Consider the following 19,488-nt stretch of genomic DNA (forward strand, 5'->3'; position numbering starts at 1 on the left):
TGTGGCGGGTAAACTCTCAGGTACCGTGACAGATTGGGGAAAACGCGGGCTCCGGCCCGTACCCTGATGTCATACGGAGCGAGAGACTTAATATGCCCCATATCGCCGTTATCGGCGCCGGTATCACCGGCGTCACCACTGCCTATGCCCTTCTGGAACGCGGCTTCGACGTGACCGTGCTCGAAAGCCAGCGTTACGCCGCCATGGAAACCTCCTTTGCCAATGGCGGCCAGCTTTCCGCCAGCAATGCCGAGGTCTGGAACCATTGGTCCACCCTGTTCAAGGGCGTCAAATGGATGATGCGGAACGACGCACCGCTGCTGATGAACCCGCGGCCGACCTGGCACAAATATTCCTGGCTCGCCGAATTCGTCTCGAACATCATGCGCTATCGCGACAACACGGTGGAGACGACGCGGCTGGCGATCGCCGCCCGGCAGCATCTCTTCTCCATCGCCGAGCGCGAGAACATCGATTTCGACCATGTGCGCCGCGGCATCCTGCACATCTACTGGGACAAGGCGAGCTTCGACCATGCGGCGAAGGTCAATGCCCTGCTGACCGAGGGCGGGCTCGACCGCCGGGCGGTGACGGCCGAAGAGGTCAAGTCGATCGAGCCGACGCTGCACGGGGCCTTCCACGGCGGCTTCTACACGCCCTCGGATTCTACCGGCGACATCCACAAGTTCACCTCGGGCCTTGCGAAGGCCTGCCAGCGCCGGGGCGCCCGTTTCCTCTTCGATGCCCGCGTCACGGCCATCGGCAGGAACGGCGCGTTCCGCATCGGCTATGCGACGGGAGAGGGCGCGGCGCACCAGGTCGAGGCGGATGGCGTCGTCGTCTGCGCCGGCACGGCCAGCCGTCAGATCGCCGCCATGCTCGGCGACCGGGTCAACATCTATCCCGTGAAGGGCTATTCGATCACCGTGCATCTCGATGACGAGCGCAGCCAGGCGGCGGCGCCCTGGGTGAGCCTGCTCGACGACCGGGCGAAGATCGTGACCAGCCGCCTCGGCCCGGGCCGCTTCCGCGTCGCCGGCACGGCCGAATTCAACGGCATGAACCGCGACATCCGCCACGACCGCGTCAAGCCGCTCGTCGACTGGACGCGCATGCTGTTTCCCGAGGTCGACACCAATCGTGTCGTGCCCTGGGCGGGCCTGCGCCCGATGATGCCCAACATGATGCCGCGGGTCGGCAGGGGGCGCCAGCCCGGCGTGTTCTACAATACCGGGCACGGCCATCTCGGCTGGACGCTTTCGGCGGCGACCGCGCAGATGGTGACGGACACGATTGCCGGCGAGATGGCGGCAGACTGCGCCATCGCCGCCTGATAGAAGAACGACGAATCTTTCGATAATTCAGGTCCCGGCGGCAGGCTGCCGGGACCTCATGGAAAACCGCAACCCTACGAGGACAGACATGGCCGAACTCACCCTTGTTGCCGCCAACACCATCATCGCCGCCGCCCTTGAGGCTGGTGCAAAGGCCGGCTTCAAGCCGCTCACCGTGGCCGTGCTCGATGCCGGAGGCCACCTGAAGGCCTTCCAGAAGCAGGACGGCGCCTCCATGCTGCGCTACGAGATCGCCTTCGGCAAAGCCTATGGCTCGCTCGCCGTCGGCATGGGCTCGCGCTGGCTGGACAAGAATGCGAAGGAACGCCCGCATTTTATCGAGGGCCTGACTGCCGTCTCGGGCGGCAGGATCGTCGCCGTTCCCGGCGGCGTGCTGATCCGCGATGCGGCCGGAACGCTGCTCGGCGCGGTCGGCGTGACCGGGGATACCTCCGACAATGACGAGATCTGCGCGGTCGCCGGCATCGAGGCAGCGGGTCTCGTCGCCCAGGTCGATTGAGGGCTGATGCCGTCATCGGTTGCCGGGCGGATAGCGTGAGAGCGGAGGTTGGCAAAGCGGGGAAAGAATGCTGTTCTCCGCCCGCATCCGTGCTGATTTCAGGATTCTCAGAAATGACCGACCTGCTCGTGACCAATGTCCGGCCCGATGGCGGCGAGACCGCCGACATCCTGATCAAGGGCGGCAGGATCGCCGCCATCGGCGCGAACCTGCCGCGCGAAGCGGGCGTTCCCGTGCATGACGGCGGCAATGCCGTCGCCATCGCCCCCTTCGTCGAGCCGCATGTGCATCTCGACAAGATCCTCTGGGGCCTGCCGTGGCACAGCATCAACGTGCCGCCCTCGCTGCGCGCGATGATCGACAACGAGGTGGAGATCCGCAAGAACCTGCCCTGGGACACGGAGGAACGGGCCGGCAACCTGATGCGCCAGTGCGTCGCCATGGGCTCCACCCATATCCGCAGCCATGTCGATATCTCCAGCGGCTACAGGCTCGACAACCTCCATGCGGTGCTGCGCGCCCATGAAAAGACGTGCCACGCCGTCGGCCTCGAACTCGTCGCCTTCCCGCAGCTCGGCATGATGATCGATCCCGGCACGGCGGACCTGATGGAGGCGGCGCTCGACGAGGGCGCTTCCGTCATCGGCGGCATCGACCCGACCGATATCGACGGCGACCCCAAGGGACACCTCGACACGATCTTCGACATCGCCAGCCGCAAGGGCGCGAAGATCGACATCCATCTGCACGAGGCGGGCGAACTCGGCCTGTCCGCCTTGAAGATGATCGCCGAGCGCACCAGGGCGAACGGCATGCAAGGCCGCGTCGTCGTCAGCCATGCCTTCTGTCTCGGTGATGGGCCTGCCGATGCGGTGGACGCAATGATCGATATCCTCGCGGAAAACGGCATCGGCATCATCTCGGCGGTGCCGGGCGAGATCGATTTCCCGCCGATGTTCGAGCTGGCGCGCCGCGGCGTCAAATGCGCCGTCGCCTCGGATTCCCTGCGCGACACCTGGAACCCGCATGGCAACGGCGACATGCTGGAGCGCTGCTGGCTATTGTCCTACCGTTCCTATTGCCGCACGGACGAGGAGCTGGTCGCCGCGCTCGACATGGGCACCGGGCGGGGCGCGGACCTTCTCGCGCTCGAAGGCCACGGCCTCAATGTCGGCTGCGAGGGCAGCCTCGTGCTGATCGAGGGCGAAAACCGGGCGCAGATCCTCGTCGACCGGCCGAAGCGCAGCCTGGTGGTCAAGCGCGGCCGCATCGTCGCGCGCGACGGCACCTGGGTGGCGTGAGGCCATGCAACGTCTGCACGGCCTCCTTTTCGAGGCTCAGCGCGGGCTCAGTTTCCAGTAGAGCGTGAAGGCGACCGCAATCAGCATCGCCACGGCGGCGCCGACGACGCCGACGAAGGCGTGGTCGAAGGCGGACTGGGCGAGGGCGATGACCTGCTGCGCCTGGTCCGGCTTGAGGCCATCGGCAAGCACCAGCGCCTCGTCGAGGCTGTCGCGGGCCTCGTCGGCGAGCGCCATGCCCTGCGGCACGACCATCGCCTTTGAATAGAGGGCGGACATCAGGCTTCCGAGCAGCGCGATGCCGAGTGCCCCGCCCAGTTCGAACGAGACTTCCTCCACCGAGGCGGCCATGCCGGCCTGCTCTTCGGGCGCCGAGAGCATGATGACGGTCGACGCCGCCGTCATGGAGGCGCCGGCGCCGAAGCCCATCGCCGCGAGCGCCGCGATCCAGTAGACTGTCGGACCCTGGTGGGTGGCGAGGAAGGCGGCGAGCGCAAGGCCGGACAGCAGCAGCGCGGCCCAGAGCACCCGTTCGCCGCCAAGGCGCGGCAAGGCGAGCCCGGTGAGCGGCCCGGCGAAGAAGGCGGCCGCAGGGATCGGCAGGATGAGCACGCCGGCCTCCAGCGGGGAATAGCCGAGCACGAGCTGCAGCCGCTGGCTGAAGACCAGCTCCACGCCGATAAGGGCGGCGGAGGCGACGAGCGCTGTGGCGACGCCCGCGGTAAAGCGTGGATCGGCAAAGAGCGCGAAATCGATCAACGGCGCCGCGCTGCGGCGCTGGCGGCGAATGAACACCGCCATGGCCGCAAGGCCGATGACAAGCGCGATGACCGCGCTTTCCCAGGAGGGATCGCGCTTTCCCGCTTCCTTTACGGCATAGGTGAGGCCGACGAGGCCGAACATCACCTGCACGGAACCGAGGAGATCCCAGGGGCGGCTGCGGTCTCCCGCACCACGGGTGAGCAGCACGGCGCTCGCCGCCAGCGCGACGAGCACGACCGGAACGTTGATCAGGAAGACGGAGCCCCACCAGAAATATTCAAGCAGCAGCCCGCCGACGACCGGGCCGAGCGCCGCCCCGCCCGAAGCGACCGCGGCCCAGATGCCGATCGCAAAGGCCCGTTCCTTCTCATCCGTGAAGGTGAGGCGGATGAGCGACAGCGTGGCAGGCATCATCATCGCCGCCCCGGCCGCCAGGGCGACGCGCGCGGCAATCAGCAAGGCGGGCGAGGGGGCGAAGGCCGCACCGAGGGAGGCGAGGCCGAACACGATGAGGCCGGCCATGAACATCTGCTTGTGGCCCAGCCGGTCGCCCAGCGTGCCGAGGCCCGGCAGGAGGCCGGCAACGACGAGGGGATAGGCGTTGACGATCCAGAGCTTCTCGGCCGCGGTGGCGGAAAGCGCGTGCGTCAGTTTGGGCAGGGCCGTATAGAGCACCGTCATGTCGATGACGATCAGGAAGAGCGCGCTGGAGACGACGGCGAGGACGAGCCAGCGTTTACCACGGGACATCGGTATGATCCTTGGGCATGGTGTTTCGCGGTTGCATGCGCGTGGGGCGCTATATAAATACATTCGTATTGAAATGGAAGAGGTGAGATGGCAGGACGACCGCGCAGCATAGATCGCGACCGCGTTCTGGACGCCGCCGAGGCCATCGTGGCCGCCGACGGCGCGGCGGGGCTGACCTTCGATGCCGTTGCGCGCGCCGCCGGCATCACGAAGGGCGGCGTGCAATATTGCTTCGGCACGAAGGAGAACCTGATCCGCTCGATGATCGAACGCTGGGGCAGCACGTTCGAGGCGGAAGTGATGGCGCATGCGGGAAACGACCGCTCGCCGCAATCCGTCATCCGCGGGCACCTGCTGGCGACCCGCGACAGCGACGAGGCGGAATATTCACGCTCCGCCGTGATGATGACGGCGCTCTTGCAAAGCCCCGAACAGGTTGCGGCGAGCCGCGTCTGGTACACGCATCGCCTGGCGGGGCTGGACATGGATAAGGCGGAGGACAGGCAGGCCGCGCTCGCCTTCCTCGCCGGCGAAGGCGCCTTCCTGCTGAAGGCCTTCGGCCTCATCGATATCACCGAGGCCCAGTGGGCGGCCCTGTTCGCCGACATGCTCACCCTTGCGGGCGAGCGTGAGGACGGAAAAAGGGACGGGGAAAAGGGTTAGGGCAGGTCCGGCGCCGACGCGATTCCACTTCGGCCGAAAACATTCCGGATGCGAGGGAGGCGGGGCTCAGAGCCTGTATTCGCTGGCGAGCGTCACATGGTGGTGGATGCGGCCTTCGAAGAATTCGGCCAGAACCGACTCGGTCGCCGCGCGGGCTTCGGCGCGCACCGGGCTTGCCAACGCCTCCTCGACGGCCGCAAGGCTCGGATAGTTGATGGCGAGGATCATCGGCAGTTCCGGCGCACCCTCGTCGCGGGCCTCGGCAAACGAGACGCGCACGTCGGTGGCATGTGGAAACTGCCGCCATTTCGGCAGGATGCGCTCGATGACGGCCTTGCGGAAGGCGTCGGTCCGGCCCTCCTTCACCTTGCCCTCGAACAGCGCGTAGCGGGTGATCATTCGAAGTTCTCCTTGTTCGGGCCCCGGAAGAATTCCATCAGCGCCGCCTGGTCCTCGCCGCCGAGGCCGGCGGCCGTCAGCATGCGGTGGATCTCGGCACAGGCCGCCGTCAGCGGCATGGCGGTGTTGGTGCGGCGGGCAAGGTCCTGTGCGCCGGAAAGGTCCTTCACCATGTTGTCGATGCGGCCCGTGCGGCGGTAGTCCTTCGCCACGAAGCGCGGCATGTATTCCTGCAGGATGGCGCTGTCGGCCCGCCCGCCCTTCAGCGCCTCGGGGATCTTTGCCGCGTCGACGCCGGCATCGAGCGCCAGTTGCGTCGCCTCGGCGACGGCAAGGAAGCCGAGGCCGCACAGGACCTGGTTGATCAGCTTGGTCGTCTGGCCGGCGCCGACCGGGCCCATATGGGTGTAGTTGCTGGCGACATGTCGCAGGACCTTATGCGCATCCGCCACGTCGTCCGCCGTTCCGCCGGCCATCAGCGTGAGCTGGCCGAGCAGCGCCTTCGGTGCCCCGCCGGACAGCGGGCTGTCCACCCAGCGCAGGCCCTTTTCCGCCGCATCGGCGGCCAGCTGCTTCGTGGCGTCCGGGTCGATCGAGGACATGTCGATGATGAGCGTGCCGGCCCGCGCGCCGGCGGCGATGCCGGCCTCGCCGAAGACGGCGCGGCGCACGATGGCCGGCGAATTGAGGCTGAGGATCACATAGTCGCTGGCGGCGGCGGCCGCGGCGGCCGTGGGCGCCGCGGCCGCGCCCTTGCCGACCAGTGCGTGCACCTTTTCCGGGTTCGGATCGAAGACGGTCAGGCGGTTGCCGGTTTCGGCAAGCCGCGTGCCGATGGCGCCGCCCATGGCGCCCGCGCCGATCAGCGCGACGGTGTTCGTCATGATGGGGTCTCCTCCAGTTTCGCGGCGATACGGTCGACGATGCTTTCGAGCGTGTCGTCGATATCGACGGTCATGGCATTCTCGTCTTGCGCCGGCGGTTCGAGGGCGGCGAACTGGCTGTCGATGAGGCTCGTCGGCATGAAATGGCCGGCGCGGGCCGACATGCGGGCGGCGATCAGGTCCCTGCTGCCGGAAAGGTGGACGAAGGTGACGGGACCGCGCGCCTCGCGGGCGATGTGGTCGCGGTAGTGGCGCTTGAGGGCCGAGCAGCCGATGATCAGGGTGCCGTCCGGCTGCGCGAGCGTACGACCGACCAGGGTCAGCCAGGGCCAGCGGTCCTCGTCGGTCAGCGGTTCGCCGCGGCTCATCTTCTCGATGTTTTCCGGCGGATGCAGGTCGTCGCCATCGAGATAGATCGCGCCGATGCGGCCGGCAAGCGCCGCGCCGACGGCGGACTTGCCGCAGCCGGCAACGCCCATCAGGACGATGCGCCTGTTTTCCTCAGAGCGAGGCCGTGATGCCGCCGTCGACATAGAGCGTGTGTCCGTTCACGAAGGAGGAAGCGTCGGAGGAAAGGAAGATGCAGGCGCCGACCAGCTCCTCCACCTTGCCCCAGCGGCCGGCCGGCGTGCGCTTTTCCAGCCAGGCGGAGAAGGCGGGATCGGCGACGAGCGCGGCATTCAGCGGCGTATCGAAATAGCCGGGCGCGATCGCGTTGCATTGCAGGCCGTATTTCGCCCAGTCCGTCGCCATGCCCTTGGTGAGGTTGCCGACGGCGCCCTTGGTGGCGGTGTAGGGGGCGATGCCGGGGCGGGCGAGCGCCGTCTGGACGCTGGCGATGTTGATGATCTTGCCCGCGCCGCGGCGGATCATGTGGCGGGCGACGGCCTGTCCGACATTGAAGACGGTGGAGACATTGGTCTTCAGGAGCCGCTCGAAGGCGTCGGCGGGAAAGTCCTCCAGCGGTGTACGATGCTGCATGCCGGCATTGTTGACGAGGATGTCGATGGCGCCGACCTCCGCCTCGAAGGCATCGATTGCCGCGCGCACGGCCGCGTGGTCGGTGGCGTCGAAGGCGAGCGTGTGTTTCGCGCCGAGTTCCTTTGCCGCGGCCGCCAGCTTGCCCGCGTCGCGGCCATTGAGGATGACCTCTGCGCCGGCATCGGCAAGGCCTTTGGCGAGCGCAAGGCCGATGCCCTGCGAGGAGCCGGTGACGAGGGCGCGCTTGCCAGTAAGGTCGAAGAGTTGCGTGCTCATGGATCCTTTGTCTCTTTGTTCCCGCAAGGGCGGATGAAAGCCGTCTTACGCTTTCCTGCCATTGCCGTCAGGCAAAAGCGATCTGCGTCTTCATCGACTGGCCCTTGTCCGAGGCGATCTCGAAGGCCTTCAGGGCGTCGGCGAGCGGCAGCGTATGGGTGATCAGCGGCTTCACGTCGATCAGCCCGCCCTGCATGAGCTTCACCGCCACGGCGAATTCCTCATGGAAGCGGAAAGAGCCGCGCAGGTCCAGTTCCTTGGCCGTGATCGCCATCATCGGCAGGCTCATTTCGCCGCCGAGGCCGAGCTGCACGATGACGCCGCGCGGGCGCAGCGCCTGGATGCCCGCGACGAGCGCCGGCTGCGCGCCGGAGCATTCGTAGAGCACGTCGAAATATCCTTTGTTCTCGCTGAACGGAACAAGGCCGTCGCGGTCTTCCGACAGGTTGACCGTACGGTCCGCGCCGACCGCGCGGGCAAAGCCGAGCGCCCGTTCGGAGAGGTCGGCGGCGACGATCTCGGCCGCGCCGGCCCGCCTTGCCGCGAGGATCGACAAGGTGCCGATCGGCCCGCAGCCGGTGACGAGCACGCGCTTGCCCAGCATTTCGCCGGCCCGGCGCGTGGCGTGCAGCGTGACCGAAAGCGGTTCGGCCATCGCGGCCTCCCCGGCGGAGAGGCCATCGGCCTTCACGCACTGGCTGGCCTTGGCGACCAGCCGCTCGCGGAAAGCGCCCTGGATATGCGGGAAGGGCATGGCCGAGCCGTAGAAGCGCATGTTGAAGCAATGGTTCGGCAGGCCCTTGAGGCAATAGTCGCAAGCCCCGCAGGGCCGCGAGGGCGAGACGGCGACGAGATCGCCGATGGCAAGGCCGGAGACGCCCTCGCCGAGCGCGGCGACATGGCCGGCCACTTCATGGCCGAGGATCATCGGCTCTTTCAGCCGCACCGTGCCGAAACCGCCGTGGTTGTAGTAGTGCAGATCCGAGCCGCAGATGCCGCCGGCGGCAAGGCGGATCTCCACTTCGCCGGGGCCGGGCGCCTCAACGGCGCTCTCCTCGATGCGCAGGTCCTTCACCGCGTGGATGACGATCGCCTTCATGGTCTCTTCCTCACAGAACCGGGGTCGGCAGCGGGCGGCCGTCGAAATGGGCCGACAGGTTGTCGAAGACGAGCTGGCCCATCGCCTTGCGCGTCTCGACCGTGCCGGAGGCCATGTGCGGCTGGAGCAGGACGTTGTCGAGCGCAAGGAAGCGCGGATCGAGGTTCGGCTCGCCCTCGAAGACATCGAGCGCGGCGGAACCGAGCGCCTTGCTTTCGAGCGCGTCGAGAAGGGCGTCCTCGTCGATGTTGGAGGCGCGGGAGATGTTGATCAGCATGCCCTCCGGCCCGAGCGCCGCGATGACCTTGCGGCCGACGATGTGGCGCGTCTCGGCGGAGGCGGCCAGCGTGACGAAGAGGAAGTCGGAGCGGGCGGCCAGTTCCACCGGGTCGGCGATGAAGGTCCAGTCCCCGGCAAAATCCTTCGGGCCGGTATCGCTGTAGGCGATGTCCATGTCGAAACCGGTCAGGCGCTTTGCGACCTCGTAGCCGATGCGGCCGAGGCCGAGAATGCCGGCGCGCTTGCCGTGCACGCGGCGCTTCAGCGGGTAGAGGCCTTTTTTCGCCCAGTCGCCGCTTTTGACCCATGTCTCGCCACCGATGACGCCGCGCGCCTCGGCGAGCATCATCGCCACGCCGAGGTCGGCGACGTCCTTGGTCAGCACGTCGGGCGTGTTGGTGACGCGGATGCCGCGCTGGCGGGCGGCGGCAAGATCCACCGCATCATAGCCGACGCCGTAGACGGAGATGACCTCCAGCTTCGGCAGCGCCTCGATCATCGTCCGGTTCGCGCCAAGCTCGCCGCGCGTGGCGATGCCGCGGATGTTGGCGCCGTGCGCGGCCAGGAACGCCGCCTTGTCGGCCGCCTCGAAATAGCGATGCATGGTGAAGTTGGCGTTCAGGCGCTCTTCGTCCCACGCTGGATACGGCCCAACCTGCAACAGCTCGATCTTGCTCACGGGATTCCTCCGATATGTATTTTGTTATCGATAACATATCGTGCCGCAGGGAATTGTCCAGCCCCATTTCAAAAAGCTATGGGGGTGTTGAAGAGGCTTATATAGCGCCCTTGACAATGATGTTATCGATACCATACGATCATTCCATCGGCTTTGGGAGGAGCAGGTGGAAACGCAGAAACTTCTGGAATTTCGCGCCGTGTCGAAGGAGTTCGGTGGCACGAAAGCGCTGACGAACGTGTCGCTCGACCTCAGGAGCGGCGAGATCCTCGCGCTTCTCGGCGAAAACGGCGCCGGCAAGTCGACCCTCATCAAGACGCTCGCCGGCATCTACCGGCCGGACGGCGGGGACATCCTGTTTCGTGGCGAGCCCTATCACCATCGCCCGCCGCGGCCGAACGAGCGCCAATCGGTCGCCTTCATCCACCAGGACCTCGGCCTCATCGAATGGATGACGGTGGCCGAGAATGTCGGCCTGGCACAGGGCTTTTCGCTGCGCCGCAAGCTGATCGACTGGAACGCCACGGCGCGGCGCACGGCCGAGGCGTTGAAGCTGGTCGGCTGCGATTTCGATCCCTCCACCCGCGTGCAGAGCCTGACGCGCACCGAAAAGTCGCTGGTCGCCATCGCCCGGGCGCTCGCCGTCGAGGCCGACGTGCTCGTCCTAGACGAACCGACAGCGAGCCTTCCGGCCGACGAGGTGGAGCGCCTGTTCGACGCCATCCGGCCGCTCAAGGACCGCGGCGTGGCGATGATCTACGTCTCGCACCGCCTCGACGAGATCTTCCGCATCGCCGACCGCGTCGCCGTGCTGCGCGATGGGCATCTCGTCGGCGAGACGGCCGTCGCCGACACCAATCCGGACGAGCTGATCCGCATGATCGTCGGCCGCAAGGCGGACCAGCTCTTTGCCAAGGCCCATTCGACACCCGGTCCGGTGCTGGTGTCGGTCGGCGACCTTGCCTGCCGTGGTGCCGGCCCCGTCTCCTTCGAGCTCAGGCAGGGCGAGCTTCTCGGCCTTGTCGGCCTGCGCGGCGCGGGGCAGGAGCTGATCGGCCGCGCCCTCTTCGGCGCCGAACCCGCGACGGGCGTGGTGACGATCCGCGGTGCGGCGCCCGATCTTTCCAGCCCGGAAACGGCGATCGCCTCCGGCATCGGGCTGATCGCCCGCGACCGGACGGAGGAATCGGTCGCCATGTCGCTCACGCTGCGGGAAAACACCTTCCTCAATCCCGGCGCGTCCGGGCGTGGGCTTGCGGCTTTCCTGTCGCCGGCCCGCGAAGCCGGCATGGCCGCGGCCATCGGCGAGAAGGTGGGGCTGCGCCCCAACGACCAGGCGCTCGCCATCGAGGCGCTGTCGGGCGGCAACCAGCAGAAGGTGGTGGTCGGGCGCTGGCTTGCGACCGGCCGCAGGCTGCTGATCGCCGAGGACCCGACGGCCGGCGTCGATGTCGGCGCCAAGGCCGACATCTACCGCCTCATCGCCGCGGCGGTGGAGGAAGGGCTCGCCGTCCTCGTGATCTCCACCGACTTCGAGGAGATCGCGCATATCTGCCATCGGGCGCTCGTGTTCTCGCGCGGACGCATCGTTCGCGAGCTGTCCGGCGCCGACCTCACCACCTCCGCCGTCATCGCTGCGGCCTCCGCCTCCGAGGCGGCCTGATTTCCGGGAGAAAGACGATGCAATCCATCCAGTCCAACGCGCTCGAGCCGACGCCCGCCGAACTGAAGGGGCTTTCGACCGGCGAGAAGCTGAAGCGCCTCCTGCCGGTCTATGGCCTCGTCATCCTGACGGTCCTGCTCATCCTCGTCTTCTCGGTCCTGCTGTCGGATACGTTCCCGACGCTGCTCAACCTGCGCTCGATCATCGCCAACAAGACGATCATCGCCATCCTGTCGCTGGCCGCGATGATCCCCATGGCGTGCGGGCGCATCGACCTGACCATCGGCTACGGCATCGTGCTCTGGCATATCCTGGCGATCAGCCTGCAGACCATGCTGGGCCTGCCCTGGCCGCTGGCGGTCGCCGTCGTTCTGATGCTCGGCGCGTTGACCGGCCTCCTGAACGGCCTGCTGGTCGAGGTGGCCAAGATCGACAGCTTCATCGCGACCCTCGGCACCGGCACGGTCATCTATGCCATCGCGCTCTGGCACACAGGCGGCCGGCAGGTGGTCGGTGTCTTGCCGGACGGGTTTCTCGCGCTGAACGGCACCATGCTCTTCGGCCTGCCGATCACCGGCTTCTACGTGCTGGCGCTGGCGATCGTGCTCTGGATCGTGCTCGAATACCTGCCGATCGGCCGCTATGTCTATGCCATCGGCGCCAATCCGAAGGCGGCCGCGCTGAACGGCATTCCGGTCCGCCGTTTCGTCATCGGCGCCTTCATCGCCTCGGGCGTCCTCTCGGCCGTCGCCGGCGTGCTGCTCGCCTCGCGGCTGCGCATCGGCCAGGCGAGCGTCGGCCTCGAATACCTGCTGCCGGCCCTCGTCGGCGCCTTCCTCGGCTCCACCACCATCAAGCCGGGCCGCGTCAATGTCTGGGGCACGATGATCGGCGTCATCATCCTTGCCGTCGGCATTGCCGGCATCCAGCAGTTCGGCGGCTCCTTCTTCGTTGAGCCGCTGTTCAACGGCGTCACGTTGCTCGTCGCCATCGGTATTGCCGGTTACGCCCAGCGCCGCCGTGGCGCTGCGGGCGCCATCAAGCCGAAGGGCGCGCCGGGGGAAGCGGCCGGCAAGCCATCCTGAACCTTCGTTCCATCGTCGCATGTCTCACGTCCAAAGGGAGGACACTATCGTGAAACGCAGAGATTTCCTGGCCACCACGGCCGCCGTCGCCTTCGGCCTGATGCTCGCAAGTCCGGCCTTCGCGGATGCCATGGCGGATGCGAAGGCCGTCGTCGAGAAATATGCCAGCAAGGTCGAGAAATGGGACGGCCCGACGGGCGGCCCGAAGGCGGCGGACGGTAAGACCGTCGTCGTGGTCGCCGCCGACATGAAGAACGGCGGCATCCTCGGCGTCGTCAACGGCATCGAGGAGGCGGCCGCCGCCATCGGCTGGAAGGTGACGGTGCTCGACAGCGCGGGCTCGATCGAGGGCCGTACCGCCTCCTTCGGCCAGGCGCTGACGCTGAAGCCGGGCGGCATCATCATCACCGGTTTCGATGCCGTCGAGCAGAAGCCGGCGATGGAGGAGGCCAAGAAAGCCGGCATTCCGATGGTCGCCTGGCATGCGGCGCCTGCCGTCGGCCCGGTCGAGGAGGTCGGCGTCTTCGCCAACGTGACGACGGACGCCATGGAAGTCTCCAAGGCGGCGGCCGACTATGCCTTCGTCGATGCCGGCGGCAAGCCGGGCGTGATCATCTTCACCGATTCCACCTACGCCATCGCCATCGCCAAGGCCGACAAGATGAAGGCGGAGATCGAGGCGCTCGGCGGCACGGTGCTCGAATATGTCGACACGCCGATCGCCGAGACATCGCAGCGCATGCCGCAGCTCACCACGACGCTCCTGCAAAAATACGGCGAGCAGTGGACCCATTCGCTGGCGATCAACGACATCTATTTCGACTTCATGGGCCCGTCGCTCGCCGCGGCCGGCATTGCGGGCGATGGCGCGCCGAAGAGCGTTGCGGCCGGCGACGGCTCGGAAAGCGCCTACCAGCGCATCCGCGCCAGGCAGTACCAGTCCGTCACCGTGGCCGAGCCGCTCAACCTGCAGGGCTGGCAGCTCGTCGACGAGTTGAACCGCGCCTTCGCGGGCGAGCAGTGGTCGGGCTACGTCTCGCCGCTCCATGTCGTGACGGTGGACAATGTCGAGTTCGATGGCGGGCCGAAGAACAGCTTCGACCCCGACAACGGCTATCGCGACGAATACAAGAAGATCTGGGGCAAATAAGCCTCCTTCCGGCGTCCGGGGGCGGGAGGACCGTCCCCGGGCGCGATCAAAGCCCGGTCTCCATTGCCCTTGCCCGGGACGGCATGATCGGTATCTTGCGCGGGCGTTGGATTGCGAGGGAGGAGTGCCATGTCGTTTTTCGAGGCCGAGGACGCGGTGTTTTCAACCTTCGTGCTGGGAAATGCGCCGCTGAAGAAGCTGGCCGGCGGGTTCGACTGGGTCGAGGGCCCGGTCTGGTTCGGCGATCACGATTGCCTGCTGTTCTCCGACATTCCCAACAACCGCATCCTGCGCTGGAGCCCGGCGCTCGGTATAAGCACGTTCCGCGAGCCTGCCAATTTCTCCAATGGCAACACGCGCGACCGGGAAGGTCGGCTCGTCACCTGCGAGCACGGCACGCGCCGCGTCACCCGCACCGAGCATGACGGCTCCATCACGGTCATCGCCGACCGCTACGAGGGAAAGCGGCTGAACTCGCCGAACGATGTCGTCGTCGCCTCGGACGGTGCCGTGTGGTTCACCGATCCGCATTACGGCATCGCCTCCGACTACGAGGGCACGCGCGCCGAACAGGAGCTGCCCTGCAATGTCTACCGGGTCGACCCGCTTTCGGGGGAGATCCGGGCGGTGCTCACCGATTTCCAATGCCCGAACGGCCTTGCCTTCAGCCCGGACGAGACGCGACTCTATGTTGCCGATACGGGCCGCATCTTCTCCGACGATCCGCGCCATATCCGCGTCTTCGATGTCGGCGAAGGCTGGTCGCTTGCCGGAGGCGACGTCTTCCACGTCGTCAGTCCCGGCTGCGCGGACGGCATGCGCGTCGATGCGGCCGGCAATCTCTGGACCTCGGCCGGCGACGGGGTGCACTGCATCGCGCCGGACGGCCGCCGGCTCGGGAAAATCCTCGTGCCGGAGACGGTATCGAACATCTGCTTCGGCGGCCGGCATGGTCACCGGCTCTTCATCACCGCCACCACATCCCTCTATGCCGTTTCGCTCGCCATCCGCGGCGCGGTCCGGACCACGCGATAGGAACGCCGGACATGCCATTCACCGAAACGACCGCGAAGCTGACGGACGAGGGCGTGCTTGCCATGCTGCAGGGCGCCATCGATGCCGCGAAGGCCTCGGGCCAGCCGCAATGCATCGTCATCGTCGACCAGAGCGGCGTGGTGCTCGGCGCCTTCCGCATGAACGGCTCGCGTTATCTCTCGCTGAAGAGCGCCACGGCCAAGGCCCGCACCGCCGCCTCCATCGGCGCCCCGAGCCACAGCCTGCCCGACCATGCGAAGCTACCGCTTGCGGCGGCCACCCGGGGCGAGGTGACGGGCCTTCGCGGCGGCTTGCCGATCCGCTCGGCCGGAGTGCTCCTCGGCGGCATCGGCGTTGGTTCGGGCTCGGGGGAGCAGGACGAGGAGGTCGCCCGCGCGGCGCTGGCCGCTATCGGCGCGGACGCGGCGTGACCGGCCTTTGCGCGCGTGGGGATAACGGAACGCTCTGCTGGCGCCCGGCTTGCGGCATGGAAGGCCGGCGCGCTACGGTGTGGTAACGATAACGGAGCACGGGGAATGCGCAACGACAAGGCGCCGACCATGGCGGACATCGCCCGCAAGACGGGTGTTTCCCCGATGACGGTATCGCGCGCGTTCAAGTCCGGCAGCCTGATCAACAAGGATACGCGCGACGCGATCCTGAAGGCGGCGGAAGAGCTCGGCTATGTCTTCGATTCCACCGCCTCGAACCTGCGCTCGCAGAAGACGGATTTCATCGCCGTCACCATCCCGTCGATCAACAATGCGAACTTCGCCGATACGGTCGGCGGTCTTTCCGAAACGCTGAGCGCCCGCGGCTTCCAGATCCTGCTCGGCTATACGAACTACGATGTCGAGGAAGAGGAGCGGCTGATCGAGCAGCTCTTGCGCCGCAAGCCGCAGGCCATCGTCGTGACCGGCGGAAAACACACGCCGCGGGCGCGGAGGCTGCTGGAGAACGCCAGCGTGCCCGTCATCGAGACCTGGGACGTGCCGGCCGAGCCGATCGGCCATTTCGTCGGCTTTTCCAATGCCAACGCCGTGCGCAGCATGGTCGATCATTTCGTGGCGGCCGGCTATCGCCGCATCGCCTTCATCGGCGGTGACGCGAGCCGCGATACCCGCGGCAGCGACCGCCGTCTCGGCTTCATTGCCGCGCTCGACAACCACGGCCTTGACGCCTCCCGCCTCATCGATGCGGGCGTGCCGCCGATCTCGATGCGGGAAGGCGCCAATGCCATGGCGCGGCTGCTGGCGGAATTCCCCGATACGGAAGCGGTGATCTGCGTGTCCGACCTTTCGGCCTTCGGGGCGTTGACGGAGTGCCAGCGCCGCGGCGTGCCCGTGCCCGGGCGCATCGCCATCGGCGGCTTCGGCAACTACGAGATCGGCGGCATCTGCGTGCCGGCGCTGACGACCGTCGACGCCCAGGCGCGGCAGATCGGCGAGCGCACCGGCCGCCTCATCCTCGATCTCCTCGACGACCGGCCGGACGTGCCGCATGTCACGATCGAACCGCGGCTGATCGTGCGCGACAGCAGCCGCTAGGCCTTCAATTGCGCCCGCAGTTTGCCGGCGGCGAGGTCCATGAAGGCCTGGATGCGCGGCGTGCGGCGCAGGTCCGGATGGATGAGGAGCCAGACTTCCGATTCCAGCGCGCCGATGAAATCGCCCTGCCGGTCGAGATCGAACGACCGGTGGAGATAATCCGGCAGAAGCGCTCTTCCGAGGCCCGCTGCGGCGGCCTGGGCGGCGGCCCACATGCTGTTCACCCGCAGCACGATCTCCTCCTCCGCAACATGGGCGGTCAGCCAGCGTGCGGCGGGAATGGCCGAAAGGCTGTCGTCGAGCGCGATCCACGGCAGGTCTTCCCTGGTTCCGCTTTTCACGTAGATCGCATAGCGGAACGCGCCTGCCCGCTGGCCGACCAGCGTTTCCGGCGGGGAGCGGGTTGGGCGGATGGCCACTTCGGCCTCATAGCGCGCCATGTCGGCAAAGGTGTTGGAGACCACGAGATCGAAGCGGATGCCGGCATGTTTCCGGCGTACCGGCGGGAGCAGCGTGGAAACCAGCGGGACCAGGGAATCGGGCGTCGTCAGGGTGATGCGGCCCGCAAGCCGCTGTTCGCCGCCCGCCAGTTGCCGCCGCGCCTCGGCAAGGTTTGCCTCCACGTCCATCGCGGCACGGACCAGCTCGCTGCCGAGCGGGGTCGGGACATATTGCCCGCCGAGCCGCTGGAACAGCGGCGCCCCGGCCTCCTGCTCCAGTTCCTTCAGCCGGCGGTAGACGGTGGCGAGGTGTACATTGAGGCCGGCGGCCGCTGGGGCGGGCTTTCCGCTGCGCGCCAGTGCCGCGATCAGGAGCAGGTCGTCGGTCGATAGCATTTTCGCACCATTGCGAACTGGTTTCGCAATTCATGCAGAAGAATTCGCGCTGTTGCAAATCTATATGTCGATCAAAGGAGATCGACATGACCGAACTGTTGCACATCAAGGCTTCGCCCCGTGCGGACCTCTCGCATTCCGGCAAGGCGGCGGCGGGGTTCATCGCCGCGCTTGAAAAACACCATCCCGCGCTTCAGGTCCGCGAGATCGATGTCTGGAAGGCGGACCTGCCGGCTTTCGACGGCCCTCTGCTCGCGGCGAAATATGCGCGCCTCGCCGGCCGTCCTTTCACGCCGCAGGAGGCCGAAAGCTGGGCGGCGATCGAGGATATGGTGCGCAGGCTCGATGCGGCAAAGATAGTGCTTCTCTCCACGCCGATGTGGAACCTCTCCATTCCCTATCGGCTGAAGCATTATATCGACCTCGTCACCCAGCCGGGCCTCAGCTTCCGCTTCGATCCGCAAACCGGCTATACGCCGCTTCTGCGGCCGCGCCCCATCGTCGCGATCCTCGCAAGCTCCGGCGATTTTTCCGAGGGGCCGTCCTGGGGCCGGCCCGATCTTGCCACGCCGTATCTGCGGCAGGCCCTGAAGTTCATCGGCTTTCGCGATGTGGACATCGTCCCCGTCGGCCCCACCGTCGGCAAGCCGGGCGACGTGCTGGCCGCGGCGGAAAAGGCGCAGGCGCAGCTGGCGGCCCTTGCGGAGCGGCTTGCGAGGGTGGACGCATGAGCGCGGCGACGGGTTGGGCGCTCCTGGTTCTGTCCGGCGTGCTGGATGTCTTCTGGGCGCTGGCGACCAAGAAATCGAACGGCATGACGCATTGGGGTTGGGGCCTTCTCTCCATCCTCCTGCTGGCGGCCTTCGTGTTCTCGCTCGCCAGGGCCTTGTCCGTCCTGCCGCTCGGAATGGCCTACGCGGTCTGGACAGGCATCGGCGCGGTCGGCTCCGTTGCCGTCGGCACCATCGTGTTCGGCGAGCCGCTGGGCGCCCAGCGCATCGCTTATGTGGCGATCATCGTGATCGCGATCGTCGGCCTGCATCTCGGCACGGGGCAGGAGGCCTCCGGCTGAGCGGCGTCAGGCCGGGCCGCGTTCGAGTTCGGCGACGAGCCGCGCCAGCATCGCGTCGCACCGGTCGAGCTGCTCGATGCTGACGAATTCGTCGGCCTTGTGACCCTGTTCCATGAAGCCGGGGCCGCAGACCGCGGTGGAAAGGCCGAGGTCCTGATGGAAGAGGCCGCCTTCCGTGCCGAAGGCTACCTTCACGGTCGGCTCGTCCGTCGCGAGGATCCGGCGCAGCAGCCGTATCGCGGGCGCGTCGGAGGGCGTGTCGAGGCCGGGATAGCCGGAAACCGGCTCGATCTCGATGCAGGCCATCGGAAACCGGCCGCGATGCGGCGCGACGATGGCCTCGGCATCGCCGCGGATATCGGCGAGGATGCGCCCCGGATCGTCGCCGGCAATGTTGCGGATCTCGAAGTCGATCTCGCACAGGCTGGGCACCACGTTGAGCGCGGTGCCGCCGTGCATCAGGCCGGCATGGATGGTGGAATAGGGGATGTCGTAGTCCGGGTCGCGCGCGCCCCGCGCAGCCAGCATGTCCTGCCGCGCCTGGAGGGTGGTGATGAAGGCCGCGCCGAGATGCAGCGCATTCAGCGCCTTGGGTGCAAGTGCCGAATGGCCGGCCTCGCCGCGGCAGCAGGCCTTGAGTGCCAGCTTGCCCTTGTGGCCGCTGGCGATGCGCAGGCCCGTCGGCTCGCCGACGATGCAGAGCGCCGGCCCTGCCGGCCGCTTCACCAGCGCCTCGATCATGCCGCGCACGCCGAGACAGCCGATCTCCTCGTCGTAGGAGAGGGCGAGGTGCAGCGGCGCTTTCAGGGGGCGGGTCGCGGCGAAAAGCGCGGCGTGAAGCGCTGCGGCCACGAAACCCTTCATGTCCGCCGTGCCGCGGCCGTAGAGCCGCCCGTCCCGCTCGGCCAGCCGGAACGGATCGGTGCTCCAGTCCTGTCCTTCGGCCGGCACGACGTCGGTATGGCCCGACAGCACCACGCCGCCAGGCCCCTCGGAACCGATGGTCGCCCAGAGATTGGCCCGGCTGCCATCCGGATGCGAAAAGCGCTCGATCCGCGCGCCGGCCGGGCGCAGCAGGCCTTCGACATAATCGAGCAGCGCCAGGTTGGATGTCCGCGACACCGTCGGTTCGGCAACGAGGCGGGCGAGGATATCCGGGGTCGCGGGGATCAT

21 protein-coding genes are annotated in these 19,488 nt (G+C 67.3%); 12 read left to right on the forward strand and 9 right to left on the reverse strand.

Going from position 1 to position 19,488, the window contains the following annotated elements:
* The first annotated feature begins 92 nt into the window (after positions 1 to 92).
* From AABQ55_RS27135 to AABQ55_RS27145, 3 genes are all read left to right on the forward strand, one after another.
* A complete protein-coding gene (locus AABQ55_RS27135; protein ID WP_272808390.1) occupies positions 93 to 1,334 on the forward strand; it encodes a D-amino acid dehydrogenase in 1,242 nt (413 codons plus the stop codon).
* A gap of 88 nt (positions 1,335 to 1,422) precedes the next feature.
* Entirely contained in the window at positions 1,423 to 1,854 is a 432-nt protein-coding gene (locus AABQ55_RS27140; RefSeq protein ID WP_272808389.1) for a GlcG/HbpS family heme-binding protein, read from the forward strand.
* Between the two features lie 113 nt (positions 1,855 to 1,967).
* Positions 1,968 to 3,155, forward strand: coding sequence for an amidohydrolase family protein (locus AABQ55_RS27145; protein WP_272808388.1), 1,188 nt, complete (start codon positions 1,968 to 1,970; stop codon positions 3,153 to 3,155).
* Positions 3,156 to 3,191: 36 nt separating this feature from the next.
* Here the strand turns inward: AABQ55_RS27145 and AABQ55_RS27150 are convergent, their stop codons facing one another.
* Positions 3,192 to 4,667, reverse strand: a complete 1,476-nt coding sequence (locus AABQ55_RS27150; protein ID WP_272808387.1) for an MFS transporter — start codon at positions 4,665 to 4,667, stop codon at positions 3,192 to 3,194.
* Between the two features lie 87 nt (positions 4,668 to 4,754).
* Between AABQ55_RS27150 and AABQ55_RS27155 the strand changes: the two genes are divergently transcribed.
* Positions 4,755 to 5,330 carry a TetR/AcrR family transcriptional regulator gene (locus tag AABQ55_RS27155; protein WP_133036199.1) on the forward strand — a complete coding sequence of 192 codons (576 nt, stop codon included), beginning with the start codon at positions 4,755 to 4,757 and terminating at the stop codon, positions 5,328 to 5,330.
* 66 nt (positions 5,331 to 5,396) lie between these two features.
* Here AABQ55_RS27155 and AABQ55_RS27160 read toward each other — a convergent pair whose 3' ends face one another.
* The 6 genes from AABQ55_RS27160 to AABQ55_RS27185 form a co-directional block, all read right to left on the reverse strand.
* Positions 5,397 to 5,729: a hypothetical protein gene (locus tag AABQ55_RS27160; protein ID WP_064334628.1), complete on the reverse strand. Its 333-nt coding sequence runs from the start codon at positions 5,727 to 5,729 to the stop codon at positions 5,397 to 5,399.
* Positions 5,726 to 6,613, reverse strand: a complete 888-nt coding sequence (locus AABQ55_RS27165; protein WP_272808386.1) for an NAD(P)-dependent oxidoreductase — start codon at positions 6,611 to 6,613, stop codon at positions 5,726 to 5,728. Before AABQ55_RS27165 ends, AABQ55_RS27160 begins: the two co-directional genes overlap by 4 nt.
* Entirely contained in the window at positions 6,610 to 7,092 is a 483-nt protein-coding gene (locus AABQ55_RS27170) for a gluconokinase (RefSeq protein ID WP_272808385.1), read from the reverse strand. The genes AABQ55_RS27165 and AABQ55_RS27170 overlap by 4 nt, the downstream gene beginning before the upstream one ends.
* Before the next feature lie 22 nt (positions 7,093 to 7,114).
* The gene (locus tag AABQ55_RS27175) at positions 7,115 to 7,870 is read right to left on the reverse strand and encodes an SDR family oxidoreductase (RefSeq protein WP_272808384.1); all 756 of its coding nucleotides are present in this window, start codon (positions 7,868 to 7,870) and stop codon (positions 7,115 to 7,117) included.
* A gap of 67 nt (positions 7,871 to 7,937) precedes the next feature.
* Positions 7,938 to 8,969: an L-idonate 5-dehydrogenase gene (locus tag AABQ55_RS27180; RefSeq protein ID WP_272808383.1), complete on the reverse strand. Its 1,032-nt coding sequence runs from the start codon at positions 8,967 to 8,969 to the stop codon at positions 7,938 to 7,940.
* A 10-nt stretch (positions 8,970 to 8,979) separates the two neighbouring features.
* Positions 8,980 to 9,927 carry a 2-hydroxyacid dehydrogenase gene (locus AABQ55_RS27185; RefSeq protein WP_272808382.1) on the reverse strand — a complete coding sequence of 316 codons (948 nt, stop codon included), beginning with the start codon at positions 9,925 to 9,927 and terminating at the stop codon, positions 8,980 to 8,982.
* A 166-nt stretch (positions 9,928 to 10,093) separates the two neighbouring features.
* Here AABQ55_RS27185 and AABQ55_RS27190 point away from each other — a divergent pair, with 166 nt between their 5' ends.
* The 6 genes from AABQ55_RS27190 to AABQ55_RS27215 all read left to right on the forward strand — a co-directional run bounded on the left by AABQ55_RS27190 (position 10,094) and on the right by AABQ55_RS27215 (position 16,407).
* Positions 10,094 to 11,590, forward strand: a complete 1,497-nt coding sequence (locus tag AABQ55_RS27190; RefSeq protein ID WP_272808381.1) for a sugar ABC transporter ATP-binding protein — start codon at positions 10,094 to 10,096, stop codon at positions 11,588 to 11,590.
* Positions 11,591 to 11,607: 17 nt separating this feature from the next.
* The gene (locus AABQ55_RS27195) at positions 11,608 to 12,675 is read left to right on the forward strand and encodes an ABC transporter permease (RefSeq protein WP_272808380.1); all 1,068 of its coding nucleotides are present in this window, start codon (positions 11,608 to 11,610) and stop codon (positions 12,673 to 12,675) included.
* A gap of 49 nt (positions 12,676 to 12,724) precedes the next feature.
* Entirely contained in the window at positions 12,725 to 13,825 is a 1,101-nt protein-coding gene (locus AABQ55_RS27200) for an ABC transporter substrate-binding protein (protein WP_272808379.1), read from the forward strand.
* 129 nt (positions 13,826 to 13,954) lie between these two features.
* A complete protein-coding gene (locus tag AABQ55_RS27205; RefSeq protein WP_272808378.1) occupies positions 13,955 to 14,860 on the forward strand; it encodes an SMP-30/gluconolactonase/LRE family protein in 906 nt (301 codons plus the stop codon).
* 11 nt (positions 14,861 to 14,871) lie between these two features.
* A complete protein-coding gene (locus tag AABQ55_RS27210) occupies positions 14,872 to 15,291 on the forward strand; it encodes a GlcG/HbpS family heme-binding protein (protein WP_272808377.1) in 420 nt (139 codons plus the stop codon).
* 105 nt (positions 15,292 to 15,396) lie between these two features.
* Positions 15,397 to 16,407 carry a LacI family DNA-binding transcriptional regulator gene (locus AABQ55_RS27215; protein WP_272808376.1) on the forward strand — a complete coding sequence of 337 codons (1,011 nt, stop codon included), beginning with the start codon at positions 15,397 to 15,399 and terminating at the stop codon, positions 16,405 to 16,407.
* On the opposite strand, the gene AABQ55_RS27220 is transcribed toward AABQ55_RS27215, so the two are convergent.
* A complete protein-coding gene (locus tag AABQ55_RS27220) occupies positions 16,404 to 17,243 on the reverse strand; it encodes a LysR family transcriptional regulator (protein ID WP_272808375.1) in 840 nt (279 codons plus the stop codon). The genes AABQ55_RS27215 and AABQ55_RS27220 overlap by 4 nt on opposite strands.
* 86 nt (positions 17,244 to 17,329) lie before the next feature.
* Between AABQ55_RS27220 and AABQ55_RS27225 the strand changes: the two genes are divergently transcribed.
* Together AABQ55_RS27225 and AABQ55_RS27230 are read left to right on the forward strand one after the other, a co-directional pair.
* Positions 17,330 to 17,974 carry an FMN-dependent NADH-azoreductase gene (locus AABQ55_RS27225; protein ID WP_272808374.1) on the forward strand — a complete coding sequence of 215 codons (645 nt, stop codon included), beginning with the start codon at positions 17,330 to 17,332 and terminating at the stop codon, positions 17,972 to 17,974.
* A complete protein-coding gene (locus tag AABQ55_RS27230; protein ID WP_272808373.1) occupies positions 17,971 to 18,315 on the forward strand; it encodes a DMT family transporter in 345 nt (114 codons plus the stop codon). Before AABQ55_RS27225 ends, AABQ55_RS27230 begins: the two co-directional genes overlap by 4 nt.
* A gap of 6 nt (positions 18,316 to 18,321) precedes the next feature.
* Here AABQ55_RS27230 and argE read toward each other — a convergent pair whose 3' ends face one another.
* Positions 18,322 to 19,488 (reverse strand): acetylornithine deacetylase, encoded by a 1,167-nt coding sequence (argE, locus tag AABQ55_RS27235; RefSeq protein WP_272808372.1) that lies wholly within the window; start codon positions 19,486 to 19,488, stop codon positions 18,322 to 18,324.

The sequence above is a fragment of the Shinella sp. WSD5-1 genome (genome assembly GCF_963942435.1).
Classification (GTDB): Bacteria; Pseudomonadota; Alphaproteobacteria; order Rhizobiales; family Rhizobiaceae; genus Shinella; species Shinella yambaruensis.

What these genes read in the sequence shown, in the direction of transcription:
- argE (WP_272808372.1), bottom strand. Translation starts at nt 19,488, where the DNA reads ATGATCCCCGCGACCCCGGATATCCTCGCCCGCCTCGTTGCCGAACCG.
- AABQ55_RS27225 (WP_272808374.1), top strand. Translation starts at nt 17,330, where the DNA reads ATGACCGAACTGTTGCACATCAAGGCTTCGCCCCGTGCGGACCTCTCG.
- AABQ55_RS27210 (WP_272808377.1), top strand. Translation starts at nt 14,872, where the DNA reads ATGCCATTCACCGAAACGACCGCGAAGCTGACGGACGAGGGCGTGCTT.
- AABQ55_RS27170 (WP_272808385.1), bottom strand. Translation starts at nt 7,092, where the DNA reads ATGGGCGTTGCCGGCTGCGGCAAGTCCGCCGTCGGCGCGGCGCTTGCC.
- AABQ55_RS27165 (WP_272808386.1), bottom strand. Translation starts at nt 6,613, where the DNA reads ATGACGAACACCGTCGCGCTGATCGGCGCGGGCGCCATGGGCGGCGCC.
- AABQ55_RS27175 (WP_272808384.1), bottom strand. Translation starts at nt 7,870, where the DNA reads ATGAGCACGCAACTCTTCGACCTTACTGGCAAGCGCGCCCTCGTCACC.
- AABQ55_RS27220 (WP_272808375.1), bottom strand. Translation starts at nt 17,243, where the DNA reads ATGCTATCGACCGACGACCTGCTCCTGATCGCGGCACTGGCGCGCAGC.
- AABQ55_RS27160 (WP_064334628.1), bottom strand. Translation starts at nt 5,729, where the DNA reads ATGATCACCCGCTACGCGCTGTTCGAGGGCAAGGTGAAGGAGGGCCGG.
- AABQ55_RS27230 (WP_272808373.1), top strand. Translation starts at nt 17,971, where the DNA reads ATGAGCGCGGCGACGGGTTGGGCGCTCCTGGTTCTGTCCGGCGTGCTG.
- AABQ55_RS27135 (WP_272808390.1), top strand. Translation starts at nt 93, where the DNA reads ATGCCCCATATCGCCGTTATCGGCGCCGGTATCACCGGCGTCACCACT.
- AABQ55_RS27195 (WP_272808380.1), top strand. Translation starts at nt 11,608, where the DNA reads ATGCAATCCATCCAGTCCAACGCGCTCGAGCCGACGCCCGCCGAACTG.
- AABQ55_RS27215 (WP_272808376.1), top strand. Translation starts at nt 15,397, where the DNA reads ATGCGCAACGACAAGGCGCCGACCATGGCGGACATCGCCCGCAAGACG.
- AABQ55_RS27205 (WP_272808378.1), top strand. Translation starts at nt 13,955, where the DNA reads ATGTCGTTTTTCGAGGCCGAGGACGCGGTGTTTTCAACCTTCGTGCTG.
- AABQ55_RS27145 (WP_272808388.1), top strand. Translation starts at nt 1,968, where the DNA reads ATGACCGACCTGCTCGTGACCAATGTCCGGCCCGATGGCGGCGAGACC.
- AABQ55_RS27140 (WP_272808389.1), top strand. Translation starts at nt 1,423, where the DNA reads ATGGCCGAACTCACCCTTGTTGCCGCCAACACCATCATCGCCGCCGCC.
- AABQ55_RS27155 (WP_133036199.1), top strand. Translation starts at nt 4,755, where the DNA reads ATGGCAGGACGACCGCGCAGCATAGATCGCGACCGCGTTCTGGACGCC.
- AABQ55_RS27180 (WP_272808383.1), bottom strand. Translation starts at nt 8,969, where the DNA reads ATGAAGGCGATCGTCATCCACGCGGTGAAGGACCTGCGCATCGAGGAG.
- AABQ55_RS27150 (WP_272808387.1), bottom strand. Translation starts at nt 4,667, where the DNA reads ATGTCCCGTGGTAAACGCTGGCTCGTCCTCGCCGTCGTCTCCAGCGCG.